This is a genomic window from Geodermatophilus sp. URMC 62, from assembly GCF_052931475.1.
In genome coordinates, this window is sequence record NZ_JBRFHY010000001.1 from 3,022,778 (window position 1) to 3,042,308 (window position 19,531).

At 75.1% G+C, this 19,531-nt stretch carries 21 protein-coding genes; 11 read left to right on the forward strand and 10 right to left on the reverse strand.

Translation table 11 applies throughout. The annotated features are described in order from the left end of the window. The first annotated feature begins 24 nt into the window (after positions 1-24). Positions 25-1,200, forward strand: a complete 1,176-nt coding sequence (locus ACU616_RS14710; RefSeq protein WP_446759189.1) for an acyl-CoA dehydrogenase family protein — start codon at positions 25-27, stop codon at positions 1,198-1,200. A gap of 102 nt (positions 1,201-1,302) precedes the next feature. Here ACU616_RS14710 and ACU616_RS14715 read toward each other — a convergent pair whose 3' ends face one another. The 3 genes from ACU616_RS14715 to ACU616_RS14725 are packed head-to-tail and all read right to left on the reverse strand — an operon-like array spanning position 1,303 to position 3,598. Further along, positions 1,303-2,040 (reverse strand): DUF3618 domain-containing protein, encoded by a 738-nt coding sequence (locus ACU616_RS14715; protein ID WP_446759190.1) that lies wholly within the window; start codon positions 2,038-2,040, stop codon positions 1,303-1,305. A 43-nt stretch (positions 2,041-2,083) separates the two neighbouring features. Further along, on the reverse strand, positions 2,084-2,698 hold the full coding sequence (locus ACU616_RS14720; protein WP_446759191.1) for a phage holin family protein: 615 nt from the start codon (positions 2,696-2,698) through the stop codon (positions 2,084-2,086). Between the two features lie 3 nt (positions 2,699-2,701). Further along, positions 2,702-3,598: a hypothetical protein gene (locus ACU616_RS14725; RefSeq protein WP_446759192.1), complete on the reverse strand. Its 897-nt coding sequence runs from the start codon at positions 3,596-3,598 to the stop codon at positions 2,702-2,704. Positions 3,599-3,899: 301 nt separating this feature from the next. On the opposite strand from ACU616_RS14725, the gene ACU616_RS14730 reads away from it, so the two are divergent. Further along, positions 3,900-4,742: a siderophore-interacting protein gene (locus ACU616_RS14730; protein ID WP_446759193.1), complete on the forward strand. Its 843-nt coding sequence runs from the start codon at positions 3,900-3,902 to the stop codon at positions 4,740-4,742. Between the two features lie 18 nt (positions 4,743-4,760). Here the strand turns inward: ACU616_RS14730 and ACU616_RS14735 are convergent, their stop codons facing one another. From ACU616_RS14735 to ACU616_RS14745, 3 genes are all read right to left on the reverse strand, one after another. Further along, positions 4,761-5,582 (reverse strand): enoyl-CoA hydratase/isomerase family protein, encoded by an 822-nt coding sequence (locus tag ACU616_RS14735; protein WP_446759194.1) that lies wholly within the window; start codon positions 5,580-5,582, stop codon positions 4,761-4,763. A gap of 4 nt (positions 5,583-5,586) precedes the next feature. Beyond that, positions 5,587-6,513 (reverse strand): KPN_02809 family neutral zinc metallopeptidase, encoded by a 927-nt coding sequence (gene ypfJ / locus ACU616_RS14740; protein WP_446759195.1) that lies wholly within the window; start codon positions 6,511-6,513, stop codon positions 5,587-5,589. A 125-nt stretch (positions 6,514-6,638) separates the two neighbouring features. Next, a complete protein-coding gene (locus ACU616_RS14745; protein ID WP_446759196.1) occupies positions 6,639-7,484 on the reverse strand; it encodes a formate/nitrite transporter family protein in 846 nt (281 codons plus the stop codon). 128 nt (positions 7,485-7,612) lie between these two features. Between ACU616_RS14745 and ACU616_RS14750 the strand changes: the two genes are divergently transcribed. From ACU616_RS14750 to ACU616_RS14760, 3 genes are read left to right on the forward strand one after another with little or no spacing between them, the layout of a single operon-like run. Beyond that, complete coding sequence (locus tag ACU616_RS14750; RefSeq protein WP_446759197.1) at positions 7,613-7,996, forward strand: hypothetical protein; 384 nt, start codon at positions 7,613-7,615, stop codon at positions 7,994-7,996. Between the two features lie 4 nt (positions 7,997-8,000). After that, positions 8,001-9,227 (forward strand): glutathionylspermidine synthase family protein, encoded by a 1,227-nt coding sequence (locus ACU616_RS14755; protein ID WP_446759198.1) that lies wholly within the window; start codon positions 8,001-8,003, stop codon positions 9,225-9,227. A 38-nt stretch (positions 9,228-9,265) separates the two neighbouring features. Next, the gene (locus ACU616_RS14760; RefSeq protein ID WP_446759199.1) at positions 9,266-9,712 is read left to right on the forward strand and encodes a nitroreductase family deazaflavin-dependent oxidoreductase; all 447 of its coding nucleotides are present in this window, start codon (positions 9,266-9,268) and stop codon (positions 9,710-9,712) included. Positions 9,713-10,291: 579 nt separating this feature from the next. Here the strand turns inward: ACU616_RS14760 and ACU616_RS14765 are convergent. Then, the gene (locus ACU616_RS14765; RefSeq protein WP_446759200.1) at positions 10,292-11,365 is read right to left on the reverse strand and encodes a winged helix DNA-binding domain-containing protein; all 1,074 of its coding nucleotides are present in this window, start codon (positions 11,363-11,365) and stop codon (positions 10,292-10,294) included. A gap of 38 nt (positions 11,366-11,403) precedes the next feature. On the opposite strand from ACU616_RS14765, the gene ACU616_RS14770 reads away from it, so the two are divergent. The 5 genes from ACU616_RS14770 (at position 11,404) to ACU616_RS14790 (ending at position 14,600) form a co-directional block, all read left to right on the forward strand. Continuing rightward, on the forward strand, positions 11,404-12,003 hold the full coding sequence (locus ACU616_RS14770; protein WP_446759201.1) for a class I SAM-dependent methyltransferase: 600 nt from the start codon (positions 11,404-11,406) through the stop codon (positions 12,001-12,003). A gap of 10 nt (positions 12,004-12,013) precedes the next feature. After that, positions 12,014-12,139: a hypothetical protein gene (locus ACU616_RS14775; protein ID WP_446759202.1), complete on the forward strand. Its 126-nt coding sequence runs from the start codon at positions 12,014-12,016 to the stop codon at positions 12,137-12,139. 136 nt (positions 12,140-12,275) lie between these two features. Further along, positions 12,276-12,482 carry a hypothetical protein gene (locus ACU616_RS14780; protein WP_446759203.1) on the forward strand — a complete coding sequence of 69 codons (207 nt, stop codon included), beginning with the start codon at positions 12,276-12,278 and terminating at the stop codon, positions 12,480-12,482. A gap of 61 nt (positions 12,483-12,543) precedes the next feature. Then, positions 12,544-14,172 (forward strand): ABC-F family ATP-binding cassette domain-containing protein, encoded by a 1,629-nt coding sequence (locus ACU616_RS14785; protein WP_446759204.1) that lies wholly within the window; start codon positions 12,544-12,546, stop codon positions 14,170-14,172. A gap of 38 nt (positions 14,173-14,210) precedes the next feature. Further along, positions 14,211-14,600 (forward strand): hypothetical protein, encoded by a 390-nt coding sequence (locus ACU616_RS14790; RefSeq protein ID WP_446759205.1) that lies wholly within the window; start codon positions 14,211-14,213, stop codon positions 14,598-14,600. 72 nt (positions 14,601-14,672) lie between these two features. Here ACU616_RS14790 and ACU616_RS14795 read toward each other — a convergent pair whose 3' ends face one another. From ACU616_RS14795 to ACU616_RS14805, 3 genes are all read right to left on the reverse strand, one after another. After that, entirely contained in the window at positions 14,673-15,566 is an 894-nt protein-coding gene (locus ACU616_RS14795; RefSeq protein WP_446759206.1) for an aldo/keto reductase family oxidoreductase, read from the reverse strand. 39 nt (positions 15,567-15,605) lie between these two features. Continuing rightward, a complete protein-coding gene (locus ACU616_RS14800) occupies positions 15,606-16,823 on the reverse strand; it encodes an MFS transporter (protein ID WP_446759207.1) in 1,218 nt (405 codons plus the stop codon). Between the two features lie 168 nt (positions 16,824-16,991). Beyond that, positions 16,992-18,173, reverse strand: coding sequence for an alcohol dehydrogenase catalytic domain-containing protein (locus tag ACU616_RS14805; protein ID WP_446759208.1), 1,182 nt, complete (start codon positions 18,171-18,173; stop codon positions 16,992-16,994). 506 nt (positions 18,174-18,679) lie between these two features. On the opposite strand from ACU616_RS14805, the gene ACU616_RS14810 reads away from it, so the two are divergent. Continuing rightward, positions 18,680-19,456, forward strand: a complete 777-nt coding sequence (locus ACU616_RS14810) for a M23 family metallopeptidase (protein ID WP_446759209.1) — start codon at positions 18,680-18,682, stop codon at positions 19,454-19,456. Positions 19,457-19,531 lie beyond the last annotated feature (75 nt).

Sequence of the window (19,531 nt, forward strand, 5' to 3'; positions counted from 1 at the left end):
CACCCACCGACGGGAGGACGTGCGATGACCGACGCACTGCTCGGCGACCTCTACGACTACGAGTCCCTGCTCGACGAGGACGAGCGCAAGGAACTGCTGGGCATCCGGCGCTTCCTGCACGAGGACGTCCGGCCCCGGGTCAACGCGTCCTGGGAGTCGGCGACCTTCCCGATGGACCTCGTCCCGCGCTTCGCCGAGGAGGGCATGGTCGGGCGCAGCTACGACCTGGAGCACCGGCCCCGCGCCTCGCGCCTGTTCACCGGCTTCATCTCGCTGGAGGCCTCCCGGGTCGACCCGTCGATGGCGACCTTCCTCGGCGTGCACAACGGCCTGTCGATGGGGTCGATCGTGCTGCTGGGCTCCGACGAGCAGCGGGCGCGCTGGGTGCCCGACATGGTCTCGCTGCGAAAGATCGGCGCCTTCGCGCTCACCGAGCCGCACGGCGGGTCCGACGTCGCCCAGGGCCTGGAGACGACCTGCCGGCGCGACGGCGAGGAGTGGGTCATCGACGGGGCCAAGCGCTGGATCGGCAACGGCACCTTCGCCGACGTCGTCGTCGTGTTCGCCCGCGACGTCGCCGACGACCAGGTGAAGACCCTCGTCGTCGAGAAGGGCACCCCCGGCTTCACCGCGACGAAGATGGAGGGCAAGTACGCGCTGCGCACGGTGCAGAACGCCGACATCGTCTTCGAGGGCTGCCGGGTGCCGGCGGAGAACAAGCTCGCCGAGGGCAACTCCTTCCGCGACGTCAACCGGGTGCTCAAGCTGACCCGCGGCGGCGTCGCCTGGAACGCGGTGGGCTGCCAGATGGGCGCCTTCGAGGCGGCGATCGCCTACGCCAAGGAGCGGCGGCAGTTCGGCCGGCAGATCGCCGGCTTCCAGCTCATCCAGGACCTGCTGGCCCGCATGGCCGGCAACGTGACCGCCAGCCTCGGCATGGCGGTGCGGGTGTCGCAGCTGCAGGAGGAGGGCGTCTTCCGCGACGAGCAGGCGGCCCTGGCCAAGGCCTTCGTCACCGGCCGCGCCCGCGAGACGGTCGCCCTGGCCCGGGAGCTGTTCGGCGGCAACGGGATCCTGCTGGAGAACGACGTCGTGCGGTACTTCGCCGACGCCGAGGCGCTGTACTCCTACGAGGGCACCCGCGAGATCAACAGCCTGATCGTGGGACGGGCGCTCACCGGTGTCAGCGCCTTCGTCTGAGGCCCACCGGCCGGCGGACGACGTCCCCGGACGCCACCGCGCCCCGCCGGGAACTCCCGGCGGGGCGCGGTGGCGGTGTCCTCCCGGGTGGGAGGGCCGTGCTCAGTAGGTGCTGCTCGTGCCGGTCGTGCTGCTGCTGGAGCTGCCGCCGGTCCGGCTCTGCACGGTGTCGCGGGACTGCTGGGCCTGGCCCTGCACGTCCTGCGCGGCCGACTGGCCCTCCTCCTTGACGGTGGAGGCCGCGTCCTGGGCGGTCGACTTGACCTCCTGGACGGCCTGCTCGGCGGCCGGCCGCAACTGCTCGCCGACCTCCTGCGCGACCTGCTTGGCCGGCTGGAGCAGCTCGTCCTTGTGCTCGCGGACGGCGGTCTCGGCCTGCTGGGCCAGCTGCCGCTCCTTCTCGGAGGCGGGCAGCAGGCTGGAGACCAGCCAGCCGACGCCGAAGGCGATCAGCCCGGCCGCGAGCGGGTTGCCCTGCGTCTGGCGGACCACCGCGTCGGGGGCCTGCTGGACGGCGTGCGCCGCGGTCTGGGCGGCGTCCTGCACGGTGCCGGCCGCGTTGCTCGCCGCGTCCTGCACCGAGCCGGCCGCGTTCTGCGCGGTGCCCTGCACCGAGCTCATCGCGCTCTGCGTGGTGCCGCGGGCCGAGGAGCGCGTGTCGTGGGCCGAACCCATGACGCGGTCCCTGACATTGCTGAAGCGGCCCTTGGCCGAGGCCACCCGCCGGTCGACGACGCGGGCGGGGTTGACCTTCTCGTTGAGGGCGTCGACGTCGTAGCTCAGCTCGCGCCGCGTGTCCTCGATCTGTCGCCGGATGACGTCCGGGTCACTACTGGTCATGTCTGCTGCTCCAGGGAGGGGAGGGGCCCGTGGGGCCCGGGGGTCAGTGGGGCTTGAGGGCGCCGGGCACCTGGGAGAGGGTGTCCACGGTCCGTTCGGGCTTCGGGTTGACCTGCCGGAACTTCTTGCGCCCCAGCACGAAGGCGACGGCGCCGATGACGCCCCAGACGACCGCCACGATCAGGGCGGCCAGGCCGGCGTCCATGACGTTCTCCAGCGCCCACCAGAGGGCGAAGGACAGGAACAGCAGCACCATGTAGCCGGCGAAGCCCGCGGCGCCGAACATGCCCGCGCCCTGGCCGGCCTTCTTGGCCTCGGTCGTGATCTCGGCCTTGGCCAGCGCGAGCTCCTGGCGCATCAGCACCGAGAGGTCGGTGGTGACCTCGCTGATGAGCTGGCCGACCGAGGCGCCCTCGACGTCGGGCCGGCCGGCGTCGGTCATCGGCGTGCCGCGCTCACCGGCATGGGCGCCGTAGGCCGGGTCGGTGTAGCCCTGCTGGGCGTACCCCTCCTGGCCGAGGTCCTGCTGGCCGTAGGCCTGGCTGCCCGATCCCTGCTCCTGCCCGTAGGCGGGCGGGGCGGCGTAGTCGGACGGGGGCGGCTCCGGCGGGTAGCCCTGGCCACCCACGGGGGTGGCTCCGGAGTAGGGGGTGCTCATCGGTCAGACCCCCTGGCCCGGACGGCTCGGGTCGTCCCAGCCCGCGGGCGCGGCCGGGGGCACGACGCTGCCGGCCGGCGGCGTCGTCCCGTAGGGCGGGGGCGGCAGCGGAGTGCCCGGGGTGGAGGGGGACTGCTCGTAGCCGGTCGACGTCGTCTCGTAGCCCGTCGTCCCCTCGTAGCCGGTGTAGGCCGGCGTCTGGGCGGTGTAGCCGCCCTGCGTGTAGGCGCCCTCGGTGTAGGTGCCCTCGGTGTAGGTGCCCTCGGTGTAGGTGCCCTGGCCGTAGGTGCCCTGCGTCGCGGCGAACTGCGAGGTGCCCTGCGAGGAGCTCGAGTCGCTGGTGTGCGCGGCCTTGACGCCGCTGGTCAGCCGGCCGGCGAGCACGCCGGCGAGCGCGGCCCCCAGGAGGAAGGTGCCGGGCTTGCGGCGGGCGAAGGAGCGCACCTCGTCGAGCAGGTCGGCCGGCTCGCGGTTCTGCAGGAAGGTCGCGAACTCCTCCACCCTGCTGGCGCCCTGCTGGAGCAGGTCGCGGGCGGGGCCGGGCGCCGGGGCGTTGCCCTCGACCATGCCGCGCAGCTGCTCGGCCAGGCTGGAGAGGGTCTGCCCGGCCTTGTGCTGCTGCGAGACGGCCTGCTGGCGGACCTGGCTGCGGCCCTGCTCGACCAGGCTCTGCGCCTGGTGCCGGGTCTCGGCGACGACGTTCTTCGCCTGGTCGGCGGCGGTCGAGGCGACCTGGCTGCCGGCCTGCTTGGCCGTCTGGCCGACGTTGCGGGCCTCGTCCTTGGCCACGTCGGTGGTCGAGGGGGAATCGGAGCTGGTCGAGGTCGTACTCGTGTCCCCGTAGCCGGTCGCGCCCGAGGAGGGCGGCGGCGGGAGGGGGGCGTCGATGGAGTGGGTCATCGTTCCTCCTGAGTGGATCTCGGTCGGAGCTGGCGCTACCCAGAACTGGATCACTCACACACATCCCGGCGACGGCCGTCACCTGGACGGATGTGGGTGGAGCAGGGCCGGCGACATCGGGTCGCGCGGGCCGGGAGCCGCGGGGGAGTGGCGGTCGGGGCGCCGGCCCGGCCGGCGGTCCGCGCCCGGCGACGTCGCCGTTCCCGCAGGCCAGGAGCTACCCGGACGCACGGGTCCGAAACCGCGACCGGCACTCCTCGCCCGAGGAGTAAGGTGAGCCTTCCCTGAATCGAGGAGAGCCGTGGCCGACGACCGTCCACCCCGGAAGCGGACCCCCCGCACCGCGACCGTCCTGCGCACCAGCCGGGTGACGCCGCACCTGGTCCGGATCGTCCTCGGCGGGGAGGGCCTGACCGGCTTCGCGCCGGAGCACGCCGACTCCTACGTCAAGCTGCTGTTCCCGCCGGCCGGCGCGCCCTACACCGCGCCCTTCGACGTCGACGACGTCCAGGCCCGGCTGCCACGCGCGCAGTGGCCGGTGACGCGCACCTACACCGTCCGCTCCTGGGACGCCGGCCCCGGCGAGCTGACCGTCGACGTGGTGCTGCACGGCGACGAGGGCGTCGCCGGCCCGTGGGCGGCGGCGGCCCGGCCGGGCGAGGCGCTGCAGTTGTTCGGCCCCGGCGGCGCCTGGTCGCCGGACGCGGACGCCGACTGGCACCTGCTCGTCGGCGACGAGACGGCGCTGCCGGCCATCGCCGCGGCGCTCGAGACGCTGCCCGCCGGCGCCCGCGCGGAGGTGTTCGTCGAGGTCGCCGGGCCCGCCGAGGAGCAGGACCTCACCCTCGCCCCGGGCGTGCGCCTCACCTGGGTGCACCGCGGCGCCGTGGCCGGGGTGGCCCTGGTCGCCGCCGTCTGCGGGGCCGACCTGCCCGGCGGGGACGTGCACGCCTTCGTCCACGGCGAGGCCGGCGCGGTGCGCGAGCTGCGCCGCTTCCTGCGCACCGGGCTCGGCGTGCCGCGGGAGCGGATGTCGGTGTCGGGCTACTGGCGGCTGGGCCGCACCGACGAGGCGTGGCGCGCCGAGAAGCGCGAGTGGAACGCCGCCGTGGAGGCCGAGGAGCAGGGTCTGGGCGTGGCCTGAGCCGGGAGGGCCGCCGCCTCAGGGCCGCCAGGGGAAGGCGGGCGGGCGGCGCTCGGTGAAGGCCGCCACGCCCTCGGCGAGCTCGCCGGCGGTGACCGTCTCGCGGTACCAGCGCGCCGCCACCTCCTCGGCGCGGGCCTCGCCGTCCCCGCCGGCGGCCACCGCGGCCACGACCTCCTTGGCGGCGCGCTGCGTCAGCGCCGAGCGGGAGACCAGCACCTCGGCGAACCGGCGCACCTCGCCGGCCAGGTCGCCGGTCGGGAGCAGCCGGTCGACCAGGCCGGTGCGCAGCGCGGTCCCGGCGTCGATCAGCTCGCCGGAGTAGAGCAGGTAGCGGGCCGTCGCCGGGCCGACGAGCTGCACGAGCGCCTGCGTCGAGGCCGGCGTGTAGACGATCCCGACCTTGGCGGGGGTGACGCCGAAGACGCCGGTCGGGTCGGTGAAGCGCAGGTCGCAGCAGGTGGCCAGCTCGACACCGCCGCCGATGCAGTGCCCGCGGACCATGGCGATCGTCGGCCGGGGGAAGTCCCGCAGCGCGGCCTGCGCGGCGAGGTTGTCCCGGCGCAGCGCCGCCATCGGGTCCTCGGGGTCGGGCCCGCCGAGCAGGTCGCCGATGTCCGCGCCGGCGCAGAAGCTCGGCCCGGCGCCGGTGACGACGAGCACGCGCACCGCCGGGTCCCCGGCCAGCGCGGCCAGGACCCCGGGCAGCGCCGCCCACATGCCGGCGGTGAGCGCGTTGCGCTTCTCCGGCCGGTCGATGGTCAGGACGGCGACCGCGTCGTCGTGCGTGACGCGCAGGCCCTCGGTGACCTGGTCCCCGGCCCTGTCCTCCGTGGTCACGGGATCAGCCGAGGTCGTCGGTGGCGAAGGTGTCGCACTGCGCCGGGTCGCCGGTCCGGTAGCCGGTGAGGAACCAGCGCTGGCGCTGCTCCGAGGAGCCGTGCGTGAACGTGTCCTGGTCGACCGTGCCCCCACCGAGGTTCTGCTGGATGTAGTCGTCGCCGATGCGCCCGGCGGTGTCCAGCGCCCGGTCGACGTCGTCCTGGGTGATCTCGGTGATCAGGGGCTCGCCGGACTCGTCGGGGACGGTCTCGGCATGGTTGGCCCAGGTGCCGGCGTAGCAGTCGGCCTGCAGCTCCAGGCGCACGCTGCCGCTGGTGGCCCCGGTCGCGCCGGGGGTCACCTGCTGGTTGGTGCCCAGCAGGTCCTGCACGTGGTGGCCGTACTCGTGGGCGAGCACGTAGGCGTTGGGGAAGGCCCCGCCCTCGGCGCCGAACTGCGAGCGCAGGGTCTCGAAGAAGGACAGGTCGATGTACACCAGCTGGTCGGCCGGGCAGTAGAAGGGGCCCGAGCCGCTGGTCGCGCCCCCGCAGCCGGTCGGTGTCTGGCCGGAGAAGAAGACGGTGTCGGTGGGGACGTACTGGGACCCGAGCGTCTGCGACCAGTAGTCCTGGATGGAGTCGACGTCGGCGACGACGGCGCACTCGACGGAGGTGTTGGCGTCCTCGGCCTCGTCGCAGGACTGCTCGAGCGCGGCGTTGTCGGCCGTCTCGCCCTCGCCGAGGCCGGCCAGCGCGCCGAGCCCGGCACCGCCTCCGCCGCCCCCGCCGCCGAGGACGTTCACCAGCACGAGGACGAGCAGCCCGACGACCCCGAGCCCGCCGCCCCCGACGGCCAGCCCCCGGCCGCCGCCGAGGCCGCCTCCGCCGCCTCCGCCGCGCCGGTCCTGGATCGACGACGTGTCGAGGTCGCCGCCCTCCCTGTACCGCATCCGCCCGTGTCCTCCCCGTCTCGCGTGCCGCTCGACCGTGCCACCGGCCCGCGGGGGCCGCGACCCGGGCGGGGAGCCCAGGCCCCCGCGGTCACGGCGCCGTGATCGTCGGACGGGGCGGCGGGTCAGGCACGCTCGGCCGGCTCGGCGCCGGTGCGCGGGGCCGCGTCGGGCTGGTCGCGCAGGAACAGGTACCAGTACGAGGTCCCGACGAAGACGACCGCGCCGACGAGGTTGCCCGCGCCCGCGACCAGCCAGTTGAGCAGCGTGTCGCCCCAGCCGACGCCGTCGACCCCGGCGAACTGGGCGGCCGGCAGGTAGAACATGTTGGCCACCACATGGTCGAAGCCCATGGCGACGAAGGCCATGATCGGGAAGAAGATCGCCAGGATCTTGCCCGCGATGCTCGACGACGCCAGCGACATCCACACCGCCAGGCAGACCAGCCAGTTGCAGCCGACGCCGCGCAGGAAGACCTCCCACGGGGTGTGCGAGACCTTGCCCTGGGCGATCTCGGTCAGCCGCGCGAAGGTGAGCCCGGCGCTGCCCGAGCTGTCCGGGTCGCCGATGACGCCGGTGGAGACCGCCAGGAAGTACGCGACGAACAGCGCCCCGAGCAGGTTGCCGAGCAGGACGAGGGTGAGGTTCCGGACGACGTCCCCGACGTTGATCTTGCCGTTCATGGCGCCCAGCGGGACCAGCATCATGTTGCCGGTGGCCAGGTCGGAGCCGGCGATGAGCACGAGGACGAGGCCGAGGGTGAAGGCGGCGCCCATGAACAGCGTCGGCAGCGTGCCCCAGGTGTCGGTGTCCAGCCCGGAGGAGACCGTGACCGCCACCAGCGCCCCGAAGGAGATGTAGGCACCGGCGAGGAAGGCGCTGACCAGCACCCGGTCCCACGTGCGGTGCACCTTCTTGGCGCCGGTCGCGGCGGCGACCTTGGCGACCTCGGCGGGTTCCTTGGCGGTCATCGCGCCTCCCGGGGGCAGTGGCGTCGGTGTCCGGACGCTAGCGGCACGGGACCGTCCGCGCTCCCCGGGGACCGTCGGCGCGCGGGCCTGGCCCTAGGGTCAGGGGTCCACCGAGCCGGGAGGGGCCCATGGCGTTCTCGAACCGGGTGCGCGGCGCCCTGACCACGACGGTCCTCGCGACCGCCGCCACCGGCTTCCTCGCCGGCTGCGGCACGGACGAGGACGACGAGCAGGTCGCCTACTGCACCAACGAGGACGGCGAGATCGTCGACGACGACTACTGCGACGACGACCGCGGCGGTGGGGGTGGCCTGTTCTTCCTCTACCTCGGCGCCTTCCGCCCCGGCCTCCCGGTCGGCACCGTGCTGCCCCGGGGAGGCACCCGCATCAGCCCCACCGACACCGCCGCCCGGCAGCGCTACGGCCTGCCCGGCAGCGGCAAGGTGACCGGTGGCACCCGGGTGACCGGCGGCATCGGCTCGGGCTCCGGCGGCTCGGGCTCCGGCTCCTGAGCCCGTGCGGCGCGTCGAGGCCGGCGTCGTCCGGCCCGGGTGGGAGGCCGAGATCGAGGCGCAGGGGCTGGTCTACAACCGGACCCACCTGCCCGGCGGCGAGGTCCGCAGCTACTGGCGCGAGGGCCCCTACTACGACTTCGGCTCCGCCGAGGTCGCGCGGCTCGAGGGCTGGGTGGCCCAGCTGTTCGAGATGTGCGTGGCCGCCGGCGACCACGTCGTCGAGCACGACCTGTTCGACCGGATGGGCATCCCGCTCATCGCCCGCTCAGGCATCCGGGCCACCTGGGAGAGCGAGCCGCCGAGCGTGTACGGCCGCTTCGACCTGCGCTACGACGGCTCGGGGCCGCCCAAGTTGCTCGAGTTCAACGCCGACACCCCCACCGGGCTGGTCGAGTCGGCGGTCACCCAGTGGAACTGGCACCTGTTCACCGGGCAGGGCCGCGACCAGTGGAACGCGCTGCACGAGAAGCTCGTCGCCGCCTGGCAGCGCAACCTGACCCGGTGGGAGCGGCGGACCGGGATCCGCCCCCGGGTGCACCTCGCCTGGACCAGCGAGGAGACCTCCGGTGAGGACCGGATGACCGTCGCCTACCTCATGGACACCGTCGTGCAGGCCGGCTACGAGGCGGTCGAGCTCGTCGTCGAGGACATCGCGCTCGACTCCGGCGACGGCCGCTTCTACGACCCGCAGGGCCGCCACCTCGACGTCGTCTTCAAGCTCTACCCCTGGGAGTGGCTGATCGAGGACGAGTTCGGCGCCGCCGTCCTCGCCGACGCCGCCCGCCCCGGCGGCACCACCTGGATCGAGCCGGTCTACAAGATGCTGTGGAGCACCAAGGCGCTGCTGCCGGTGCTCTGGCGGCTCTTCGGCGGCGACCCCGTGCTCTCCGAGCTGCTGCTGCCGGCCTACTTCGCCGACGAGATGCCCTCGTCGTGGCGGGACTACGTGCGCAAGCCGCTGTGGGGCCGGGAGGGCGCCAACGTGGAGATCGTCCGCGACGGCCGGGTCGTGACCGCGGTGCCCGGCCGGTACGGCACCGAGGGGTTCGTCGTCCAGGAGTTCGCGCCGCTGCCGGACTTCGCCGGCGTCGACGGGCCGCACCACCCGGTGCTCGGCGCCTGGGTGGTCGACGGCGAGCCGGCCGGGCTCGGCATCCGGGAGAGCGAGGGGCTGGTCACCGACAACCTGAGCTTCTTCGTGCCGCACACGATCGACTCCGCCCGGTAGGGCGGCGCCCGGCGCCGCGGCGTCCTACGGTCGGGCGCATGCCACTCGAAGGGGAGTACGAGCCCAGTTCGCAGCAGTGGGTCCGCGAGCAGGTGGAGCGCTACGAGGCGACCGGCGGCCGGGAGGCCAACACGCTGCGCGACACCGGCCTGCCCGTCGTCGTCTTCTCGACGCGCGGGGCGCGGACCGGCAAGGTCCGCAAGCAGCCGCTCATGCGGGTGGAGCACGACGGCGCCTACGCGATGGTCGGCTCCCAGGGCGGCGCGCCGAAGGACCCGGCGTGGGTGGCCAACCTGCGCAGGTACCCCGACCAGGTGACCGTGCAGGACGGCCCCGAGCCGTGGGACGGCGTCGCGCGGGAGGTCACCGGCGAGGAGAAGGCGCAGTGGTGGGAGCGGGCGGTGGCCGCCTACCCGCCGTACGCGGAGTACCAGCAGAGGACCGACCGGGTGATCCCGGTCTTCGTGGTCGAGCGCGTCCGCTGAGACCCCGCGGGTGGCGGTCCCGGCGCGCCGCCCGGGTCCGCCGCCCGCGGGTCAGCGACCGCGCCCGGTGGTCGACGACGTCCTCGACGCTGGCGTGCGGGCGCGGCACGAGCAGCAGCGCGGTCATCGAGACCACCGCGCAGCCGGCGACCACCGACGCGAGCCGGTAGCCCAGGCCGGCGCCGCTGTACCGGACGCCGGTGCCGAACGTCTCCGGGATCAGCGCCGCCTGTGGGCCGTACACCGTGTCGCCGGCGCTGCCCCCACTCCATCGACATGAGGACGGAGCCGCCCCACTCGCCACCCACCCCGATGCCCTGGACGATCCGGGCAGGGTGAGCAGGACCGGCGCCGCGACGCCGATGCTGGCGCGGCTCGGGAGCACGTCCATGAGCGCCGTCGCCACGCCCATGAGGGTCAGGGTGGTGATCAGGGCGCCCTTGCGGCCGCCGCTCCGCGCGGCCGACCGGGCTCCGGGTCGCGGCTCCCGGGATCTCCTCCGCGCTCCTGGGGTCCCGCAGCACCCCGGGAGCGCGGGATCGACCCCAGGAGCGGCCCCGACCGGCTCCCGGGCCACCGTCAGGGGAGCGCGGCGGCCAGCTCCGGGAGACGGTCGGCCACCCCGTCGGGGAAGGCGGTGAACGGCTCGGCGGCGACCGCGCGGCGGGCGCCCTTCCCGGTCCACCGCCAGGTGCCCACCACCTGCCCCCCGGCGACGACGGTCGCGCGGAAGACGCCGTTGCCGCCGGGCACGATGCGGTCGGCGAACTCCGGCGGCACCGCGCAGGTGCGGTCGGCGTAGCCGAGGACGAACTCGTCGAAGCCCGGCAGCAGGTGCAGCGCCTCCGCCTCGGCCCGGTGGTCGGCGAGCCGGTCGGCGGTGTCGGCGGCCATCAGCATCTCGGTGCCCTCGACGTCGATCGCGGTCAGCCGGTCGCGCACCGGCGCGAGGCCGGTGCGGGCGTCGCGCACCGTCGTCCCCGCCCAGCGGACCAGGTCGGCGACGGTGGCCGGCCCGTGCCCGGTGAAGAAGCGCAGCGTGAGCTCGGCCAGGGCCTCCTCGCCCTCCAGCCGCCGGGGCGCGCGGATCCACTCGTCGAGCAGGACGAACGCCTGGTCGCCGCCCTCGGGCGGGCCGAGGACCAGCGTCCCGGTCTGCGCCAGGTACCAGAGCGTGTGGTAACCGCGCTGGCCGGTCACGTCGCACCCGGCCTCGGCCAGCGCGGCGAGCAGCGCCTTCCGGCCCAGCCGGCGGCCGCCGGTGAGCGCGCCGGTGGCGGCCTCGCGGGCCCGCTCGAGGTCGGCCTCGGTCAGGCCCACGACCGCCCGCCGCTTCGCCGCGCCGGCCAGCACCCGCGGGCCGAGCAGGGCGAGCATCCAGGGCAGGTCCTCCGCGGCGGTCAGGTGCAGCGTGCTGCGCATCGGCCACGACCGGACGACGTCCCCGGCGTCGAGCGCGGCCTCCACCCCGGCCCGCGACCGGCCGGCGGTGCGCAGCGCGACCGAGGTGAGCGCGCCGGGCAGGTCCTGCCCCTGCACCGCGCCCAGCGCCCGCACCGCCGCGGCCGCGTCGGGGAACGGCGGGCCGGCGACCCGCTGGGCGACCAGCCGCAGCAGCGCGACCTCCCGGGGGGACGTGCGCGGCGCGGTCATGGCGGCACTGTGCCAGCCGGCGCTGACAGACTCCCGCCGTGCGAGCCGAGGACTGGGACGCCCGCTACGCCGAACAGCAGCAGTGGACGGCCGGACCCCACCCGCTGGTCGCCGCGCTGCTCGAACCGCTGCCGCCCGGCGACGCGGTCGACCTGGCGGCGGGGGAGGGCCGGCACGCGCTCTGGCTGGCCGGCCGTGGCTGGCGGGCCACCGCCGTCGACTTCTCCGCCACCGGGCTGGCCCGCGGGCAGGAGCGGCCGGGCGCCGACCGGGTCACCTGGGTCACCGCCGACGTCACCACCTGGGACGCCCCGGCGGCCTCGCAGGACCTGGTGCTGGTGGCCTACCTGCACCTGCCGGAGGAGGAGATGGCGGCGGTGCTGCGGCGCGCCGTCGGGTGGCTGCGCCCGGGCGGGCGGCTGCTGGTGCTCGGCCACGACGTCGCCAACCTGACCGGCGGCGTCGGTGGACCGCAGGACCCGGCGATCCTGCACAGCACCGAGCGGCTCGCCCGGGTGGCCGCGCTGCTCGACGTCGACCGCCTCGAGCAGGTGCGGCGCGAGACCCCGTCGGGCACCGCGCTGGACACCCTGCTGTGGGGACGGCGGCCGGCCGGGCCGGCCTCCCGCGGGCGGTAGCGTCGCGCCCGTGATGGGGATGGGCGGGGCCGGTGGCCGGCAGGCGCAGCGCCGACGGCGCCTGGTCGCCGCCGTCGTCGTCCTGACGATGGTGCTGGCCGCGGCCGCGACGGTGCTCTCCCTCGCCCTCGGCTGAGGCGACGCCCGGGCGGAGGCCGCCCGGCTCGCCCGGCGGACCGGTCGCGGGGCTTTGGTCCCTGGTGCCCGACGGCCGGATCCGCCAGGCTGGACGCCGTAACGAAACCGGATCGGACGAGAGGATCCGCGCCCGCATGACGATGACCGACGACCTCGCCCTCGACCCCTCCGTCGACCTGGCGGTGGCCCGTCTGGTGGACGAGTTCCGCCCTCGGGTGCGGCCGCAGGTGGTGGGCAGCGTCGTCCGGTCGTGCCGGCAGGACCTCAGCGGTGTCCCGGCGACGGCGCTGCCCGAGCTCGTCGAGCGGCTGGCGCGCACCCGGCTGGAGTCGGTGCGGTAGGAGCCCGGGCTCGCGGCCGGCCCCCGCAGCGCGGTCGAAACCGGTTGCCGCGCGCGGGACGATGACCGGCGTGGGCTACGTCGACGTGAGCGGGGTCCGGCACACGCTGCCGGGTGGCCGGGTGCTGCTGGACGACGTCTCCTTCCGCGTCGGCGAGGGCGCCAGGGCGGCGCTGGTCGGCGAGAACGGCGCGGGCAAGACGACGCTGTTGCGGATCGTCGCCGGCGACCTCGTGCCCGAGTCCGGGACCGTCTCCCGCAGCGGCGGCCTGGGCGTCATGCGGCAGTTCATCGGTTCGGTGCGCGACGACACGACCGTCCAGCGCTTCCTCGTCGACCTCTCCGGGCCGGCGGTCCGGGCGGCGTGGGACGCCGTCGAGGCCGCCGAGCTCACCCTCATGGAGACCGACGACGAGCCCGCGCAGCTGGCCTACGCCGACGCGCTGGCCCGCTGGGGCGACGTCGGCGGGTACGACGCCGAGGTCACCTGGGACACGGTGACCGTCGCCGCGCTCGCCCTCCCCTACGACCGGTGCAAGTACCGGGAGTTGTCGACGCTGTCGGGCGGTGAGCAGAAGCGGCTGGCGCTGGAGGCGCTGCTGCGCGGCCCCGAGCAGGTGCTGCTGCTCGACGAGCCGGACAACTACCTCGACGTCCCGGGCAAGCGGTGGCTGGAGCGGCGGCTGCTCGAGACCCGCAAGACGGTGCTGTTCGTCAGCCACGACCGGGAGCTGCTCTCCCGCGTCGCCGACCGGGTGGTCACCGTCGAGGGCGGCACGGCGTGGGTCCACGGCGGCGGCTTCGCCGGCTACCCGGCCGCGCGCGCCGCGCGGCACGACCGGATGGCCGAGGTCCGCCGGCGCTGGGACGAGGAGCACCAGCGGCTGGTCGACCTGGTGCGCACGCTCCAGCAGCAGGCGGCCAACTCCCCGGACATGGCGAGCCGGTACCGGGCGGCACAGACCCGGCTGGCGAAGTTCGAGGCGGCCGGCCCGCCGCCGGACCGCCCGCCGGAGCAGCGGGTGACGATGCGGCTGCGCGGCGGCCGCACCGGCGTCCGGGCGGTCGTGGCCGAGCAGCTGGGGCTCACCGGGTTGGTGCAGCCCTTCGACCTCGAGGTCTGGTACGGCGATCGGGTGGCCGTCCTCGGCGCCAACGGGGCGGGCAAGTCGCACCTCCTGCGGCTGCTCGCCGGCCAGGACGTCGCGCACACCGGCTCCTGGCGGCTGGGCGCGCGCGTCGTCCCCGGCCTGTTCGCCCAGACCCACGCCCACCCCGAGTGGCTGGACCGGACGCCGGCCGACCTGCTGTGGCACGGCGAGCCCGGCCGGCCGGGCGTCGACCGCGGCCGGGCCATGGCGGTGCTGCGCCGTTACGGGCTCACCGGCGCGGCCGACCAGCCGTTCCGGACGATGTCGGGCGGCCAGCAGGCCCGCTTCCAGGTGCTCGTGCTCGAGCTGTCGGGCGCCACCCTGCTGCTGCTCGACGAGCCGACCGACAACCTCGACGTGCTCTCCGCCGAGGCGCTCGAGGAGGCGCTGGCCGCGTTCGACGGCACCGTGCTCGCGGTGACGCACGACCGCTGGTTCGCCCGGTCCTTCGACCGGTTCCTCGTCCTCGGCGCGGACGGGCGGGTGTACGAGTCGGCCGAGCCGGTCTTCGACGAGGCCCGGGCCGCCCGGGCCCGGTGAGCCCTTGCGCGTCAGGGCAGCCTGACGGACGCTGGGTCGTGGACGTCGACGACCTCGAACGGCAGCACACCCTCGCCAGCGCCGTGCGCCGCTACGACGAGCTGCGCACGCGGGACTCGCTGGCCGACCCCGACGAGCCGGCCGGCCCGCGCCCGCTGACCCGGGACGAGGCGCTGGAGCTGCTGGCGCTCGGGGAGGTGATCGCCCGGCGTGCCGCCCAGGGCCGGCAGCTCACCGTGCGCACCGCCCGGACGACGGGGGCGTCGTGGGCGCAGATCGGCCGCGCGCTCGGCGCCACCCGGCAGTCGGCGTGGGAGGCGCACCGGCGGTGGATCGACGCCCAGGTCCACCACCCCGAGGGGTCCGGCGGGTTCACCGAGGACGAGGCCGCCGAGGCCCGCGCCCTCCTCGCCAACGACGCCGATTGATCGATGGACCCTCCTGCCCCCACCCCTCGCTCCACTCGCGGCGGGCCCCTGCAGGAGGGCCGTTCCAGACGGCTACAGATCGACGTCGGGCTCGCCGCTGCCGCCGATGCGGTCCAGTTCCGCCAGCTCCGCCGGCCCCAGCACCCGCGCCGCGGCCTGCAGGTTCTCCTCCAGGTGGGCCACCGAGGAGGTGCCCGGGATGAGCAGCAGGTTGGGGGAGCGGGCCAGGAGCCAGGCCAGCGCCACCTGCATCGGCGTGGTCTCCAGCCGCCGGGCCACGGTCTCCAGCGCCGCCGACTGCAGGGGCGTGAACCCGCCGAGGGGGAAGAACGGCACGTAGGCGATGCCCTCGCGGGCGAGGGCGTCGACCATCGGGTCGTCGTCGCGGTGCACGAGGTTGTAGTGGTTCTGCACGCACACCACCGGCGCGATGGACCGGGCCTCGGCGAACTGCTGGGTCGTCACGTTGGAGACGCCGAGGTGCCGGATGAGGCCCTGCTGCTGCAGCTCGGCGAGGGTCTCGAACGGCTCGGCCAGCGAGCGCTCCACGGGCGCGTCGAAGCCGGGCATCCGCAGGTTCACCACGTCGAGCACGTCGACGCCGAGGTTGCGGAGGTTGTCCTGCACCGCCGAGCGCAGCTCGTCGGCGGAGAGCGCCTCGGGCCACTCGCCGTCCGGCGTCCGGCGCGCGCCGACCTTGGTGACGATGGTCAGCTGCTCCGGATAGGGGTGCAGGGCCTCGCGGATGACCTCGTTGGTCACGTGCGGGCCGTAGTAGTCGCTGGTGTCGATGTGGTCCACGCCGAGCTCCACCGCCCGGCGCAGCACCGCGACGGCGGCCTCGCGGTCGGCCGGCGGGCCCATGATGTGCGGGCCGGACAGCCGCATCGCCCCGTAGCCGATCCGGTGGACCGTGCGGTCCCCGAGCGCGAACTGTCCTGACCTCTCGGCGGTCGTCGTCGTCATGACCGGCTCCTACCCGCCGACGCGCGCCTACGCGCAGCCTCAGGCCGCCGAGCCGGCCGGGTCCCGGACGAGGGCCTGCTGCCACCGCCGGACGTCGGCGTCCACCGTGGCCCGCTCGCGGCGGTCGGCCCGCTGCGCCAGGACGGCCAGACCCGCCCCGGCCAGGGCGAGGGCGGCGGCCACCCACATCGGCGCGGTGTACCCGAGCCCCTGGGAGATGACGAGCGCGCCCAGTGCCGCGCCGAGCGCGTTGGCCACGTTGAAGGCCGCCTGGTTGGCCGCCGAGACGAGGCTGCCGCCCGGGATGCGCGCGGCCACGATGACGCCGTTGAGCACGACCGGACCCATGGCGAAGGCGATGAGGCCGAAGAGCACGAGCAGGGTCACGGCGGCGAGCGGGACCTCCGCGAGGAACGCGAGCGCCACGAGCACGCCGGCGACGGCGAGCAGGCCCACCACCACGGAGGCGAAGCCGAACCGGTCACCCAGGCGCCCGCCCAGCAGGGTGCCCACCGTCGTCCCGACGCCGTACAGGGCGAGGACCGGGGTGAGCCACCCGGCGGACAGCCCGGCGAGGTCGGTGAGGACCGGGCTGACGTAGCTGTAGACGGCGAAGTTGGCGGCGAAGCCCACGACGGTCAGCGCGAGCACCAGCCACACCTGGCCGCGGCGGAAGGCGGCCAGCTCGGTGCGCAGGTCGCTGGGCTCCCCGGCGTCGCGCGGCAGCCAGGTCAGCAGGCCGGCGACGGTGACGACCCCGAGGACGGCGACGGCCCCGAGCACCAGCCGCCAGCTGGTCTGCTGGGCGAGCAGCGTGCCGAGCGGCACGCCGACGACGTTGGCCAGCGTGAGGCCGACGAACACCAGCGAGATGGCGCGGGTGGCCTGCGCCGGCGGCACCGACCGACGGGCGGCGACCGCGGCGACGCCGAAGAACGCCCCGTGGACGAGCGCGGTGAGGACGCGGGCGGCCACGAGCGTCTCGTAGGTCGGGGCGAGCGCGGACAGCGCGTTGCCGACGACGAAGACCGCCATCAGCGCGACGAGCGTCTGGCGGGGCGCGAACCGCACGCCGACGGCGGTGAGCGTGGGGGCGCCGACGACGACGCCGACGGCGTAGGCGGAGATGAGCATGCCGACGGCGGACACCGACACGCCGAGGCCGTCGGCGATCTCGGGCAGCATGCCCATCACCACGAACTCGGTCGTGCCGATGGCGAAGGCGCCGATGGCGAGCGCGAGCAGGGCACGGGGCACGGGAGGACTCCAGGGACGACGGGGGTCGGGTGGTGCGGACGTCGTCGTCCGGTCCCCTGGTGCATCGCCCGGATCCGGCCGGTCATGCCCCGGGAGCGGGGTGGGTCTGCTCACAGCGCGGCCCCGGCGCCCGGGGGGATGCCGGGGCCACCGGAGCCGTGGGGCCGGTCAGGGCTGGAGCAGCACCTTCACCGCGCCGTCCTTCTTCTCGCGGAAGTCGGCGTAGGCCTGCGGGGCCTGCTCCAGCGGCACGCGGTGCGTCGCGAAGTCGTCGACGCCGAGCGGGTCGCCCTCGAGCAGCAGCGGCAGGATGTCGGGCACCCAGCGCCACACGTTGGCCTGGCCCATGCGCAGCTGGATCTGCTTGTCGAACATCTTCGACAGCGGCATGGGGTCGGTGGCCCCGCCGTAGACGCCGGACAGGGAGATCGTCCCGCCGCGCCGGACGGCCTCGATGGCTGTGTTGAGCGCGGCCAGCCGGTCGACGCCGGCGACCTTCATCACCGGCGCCATGATCGCGTCGGGGATGACGGCCGTGGCCTTCTGCGCGATGGAGGCCAGCGGCGAGCCGTGCGCCTCCATGCCGACGGCGTCGATGACCGCGTCGGGGCCGCGCCCGTCGGTGGCGTCCCGGATCGCGGCGACCACCTCGTCCTGCTGGGTCGAGCGGATGACCTCGGTGCCGCGCGCGGTGGCCCGGGCGATCCGCTCGGGTACGACCTCGGAGGCGTACACCTCGTCGATGCCCAGGTGGTGGGCGATCCGGGTGCACATGTCACCGATCGGGCCGAGCCCCAGCACCAGCAGCGTGCCGCCGGGCGGGGTGGCGGCGTACTGCACCGCCTGCCAGGAGGTGGGGAGCACGTCGGAGAGGTAGACGAACCGGTCGTCGGGCAGGTCGCTCGGGACCGCGATGGGCAGCGTGTTGCCGAAGGGCACCCGCAGGTACTCCGCCTGGCCGCCCGGCACCTGCCCGTAGAGCTTGGTGTAGCCGAACAGCGAGGCGCCGAAGCCCTGCTCGCGGTTCTGCGTGGTCTCGCACTGCGACTGCAGGCCCTGCGAGCACATCCAGCAGGTGCCGCAGGAGATGTTGAACGGCACGACGACGCGGTCGCCCGGCCGGACGGCGGTCACCGCGGAGCCGACCTCGCGGACGACGCCCATCGGCTCGTGCCCCATGACGTCGCCCTTGGACATGAACGGCGCCATCACCTCGATCAGGTGGAGGTCGGAGCCGCAGATGCCGCTCGAGGTGACCTCGATGACGACGTCGGTGTCCTCCTGGATGGTCGGGTCGGGGACGGTGTCCACCTGTACGTCGGCTCGGCCGTGCCAGGTCACTGCGCGCATGGGTTTGCTCCTCGGGTGCTCGTCCAGGGGTTCCGCCGCGGCTCCTGCCCCACGTGAGCCTGATCGCGCCTGGTTCACCGCTCAATCGGCGTGTCCGTCACGCAACGTGAGGTCGGTTCGACGACGTGTCGAATGACATCCGTCCAGGTCAGTGGCGCGTGCCACACATTCGGCCGCCCCTACCCACCTGCGCAGGTCACGAAGACATCACGAGGTGTTCACATGGCTCCCGCCTGCTCCCCCGGGCGCCGCACAAGTCCCTGTCCCCGAAGGGAGCCAGGTGCATGACCGAGTTCCACCCCGACCGCCTCCGTGACGGAGCGGCGGCCTGGCGCACGACCTCGGAGCGGCGTCTGGGGGAGACGTCCACGTCCGGAGGTCCCCGCCCGCGACCGACCCCGCGCCCGCGTTCCGTCGCGGCCGCTCCCGGGACCGGCGTCGAGGCTCCCGCCGACCTCGTCGGCGCCGCCCCCGCGCCGGTTCGCGAGCCCGCCGAGGACCCCGCCGTGCGGCCGGCCCGCCGGACGGCGGGACGCCGCCGACCGCCCGCGCCGCGTCGGCGCCCGGCGCTCCACCTCGCGGCCGTCCTCGTCGGCGCCGTGGGGCTGGGCACCGCCACCGCCGGCGACGGCGTCGCCCAGGCCGAGGGCTCCACGGGGCGGAGCGCCTCGGTCAGCGTGGCCGAGGAGCTCGGCATCGACGGCACGGACCTGTCGCCGGCCGCGGGGGCCGCGGTCATCGAGTCCGACGCCGAGGTGCTGTTGGGCGAGGTCACCGCCAGCCGCACCGCCCGCGAGGCCGAGGAGGCCGCCGCGGCGCAGGTCCAGGCCGAGGCCGACCGGGTCGCCGCGGAGGCCGCCGCCGCGGCGGCGGCGGAGGCGGCGCGTCCCCGGGCGGTCCTGCCGGTCGCGGGTGCCCGGCTCAGCAGCACCTACGGCGAGCGGTGGGGGACGCTGCACGTCGGCATCGACCTGGCCGCACCGATCGGCACGCCGGAGTACGCGGCCGCCGACGGCGTCGTCCTGGAGGCCGGCCCGGCCATCGGGTTCGGCCTGGCCGTCCACCTCCAGCACGAGAACGGCGACGTGACCGTCTACGGGCACATGGAGCAGATCCTCGTACAGCCGGGCCAGGTGGTCCGCGCCGGCGACACCATCGCGCTGCTGGGCAACGGAGGGCAGTCCACCGGCCCGCACCTGCACCTCGAGGTGCACGTGGGCGGGATCGACGGCGAGCGCATCGACCCCCTCCCGTGGCTGCGCGACCGCGGCGTCGCCGTCTGAGGAAGGACCCCCTCGTCCCCACCGCTCGCGGCGGCCTCTGCGAGGGGCCGTCCCCGCACGTCACCCGCGCCGCCT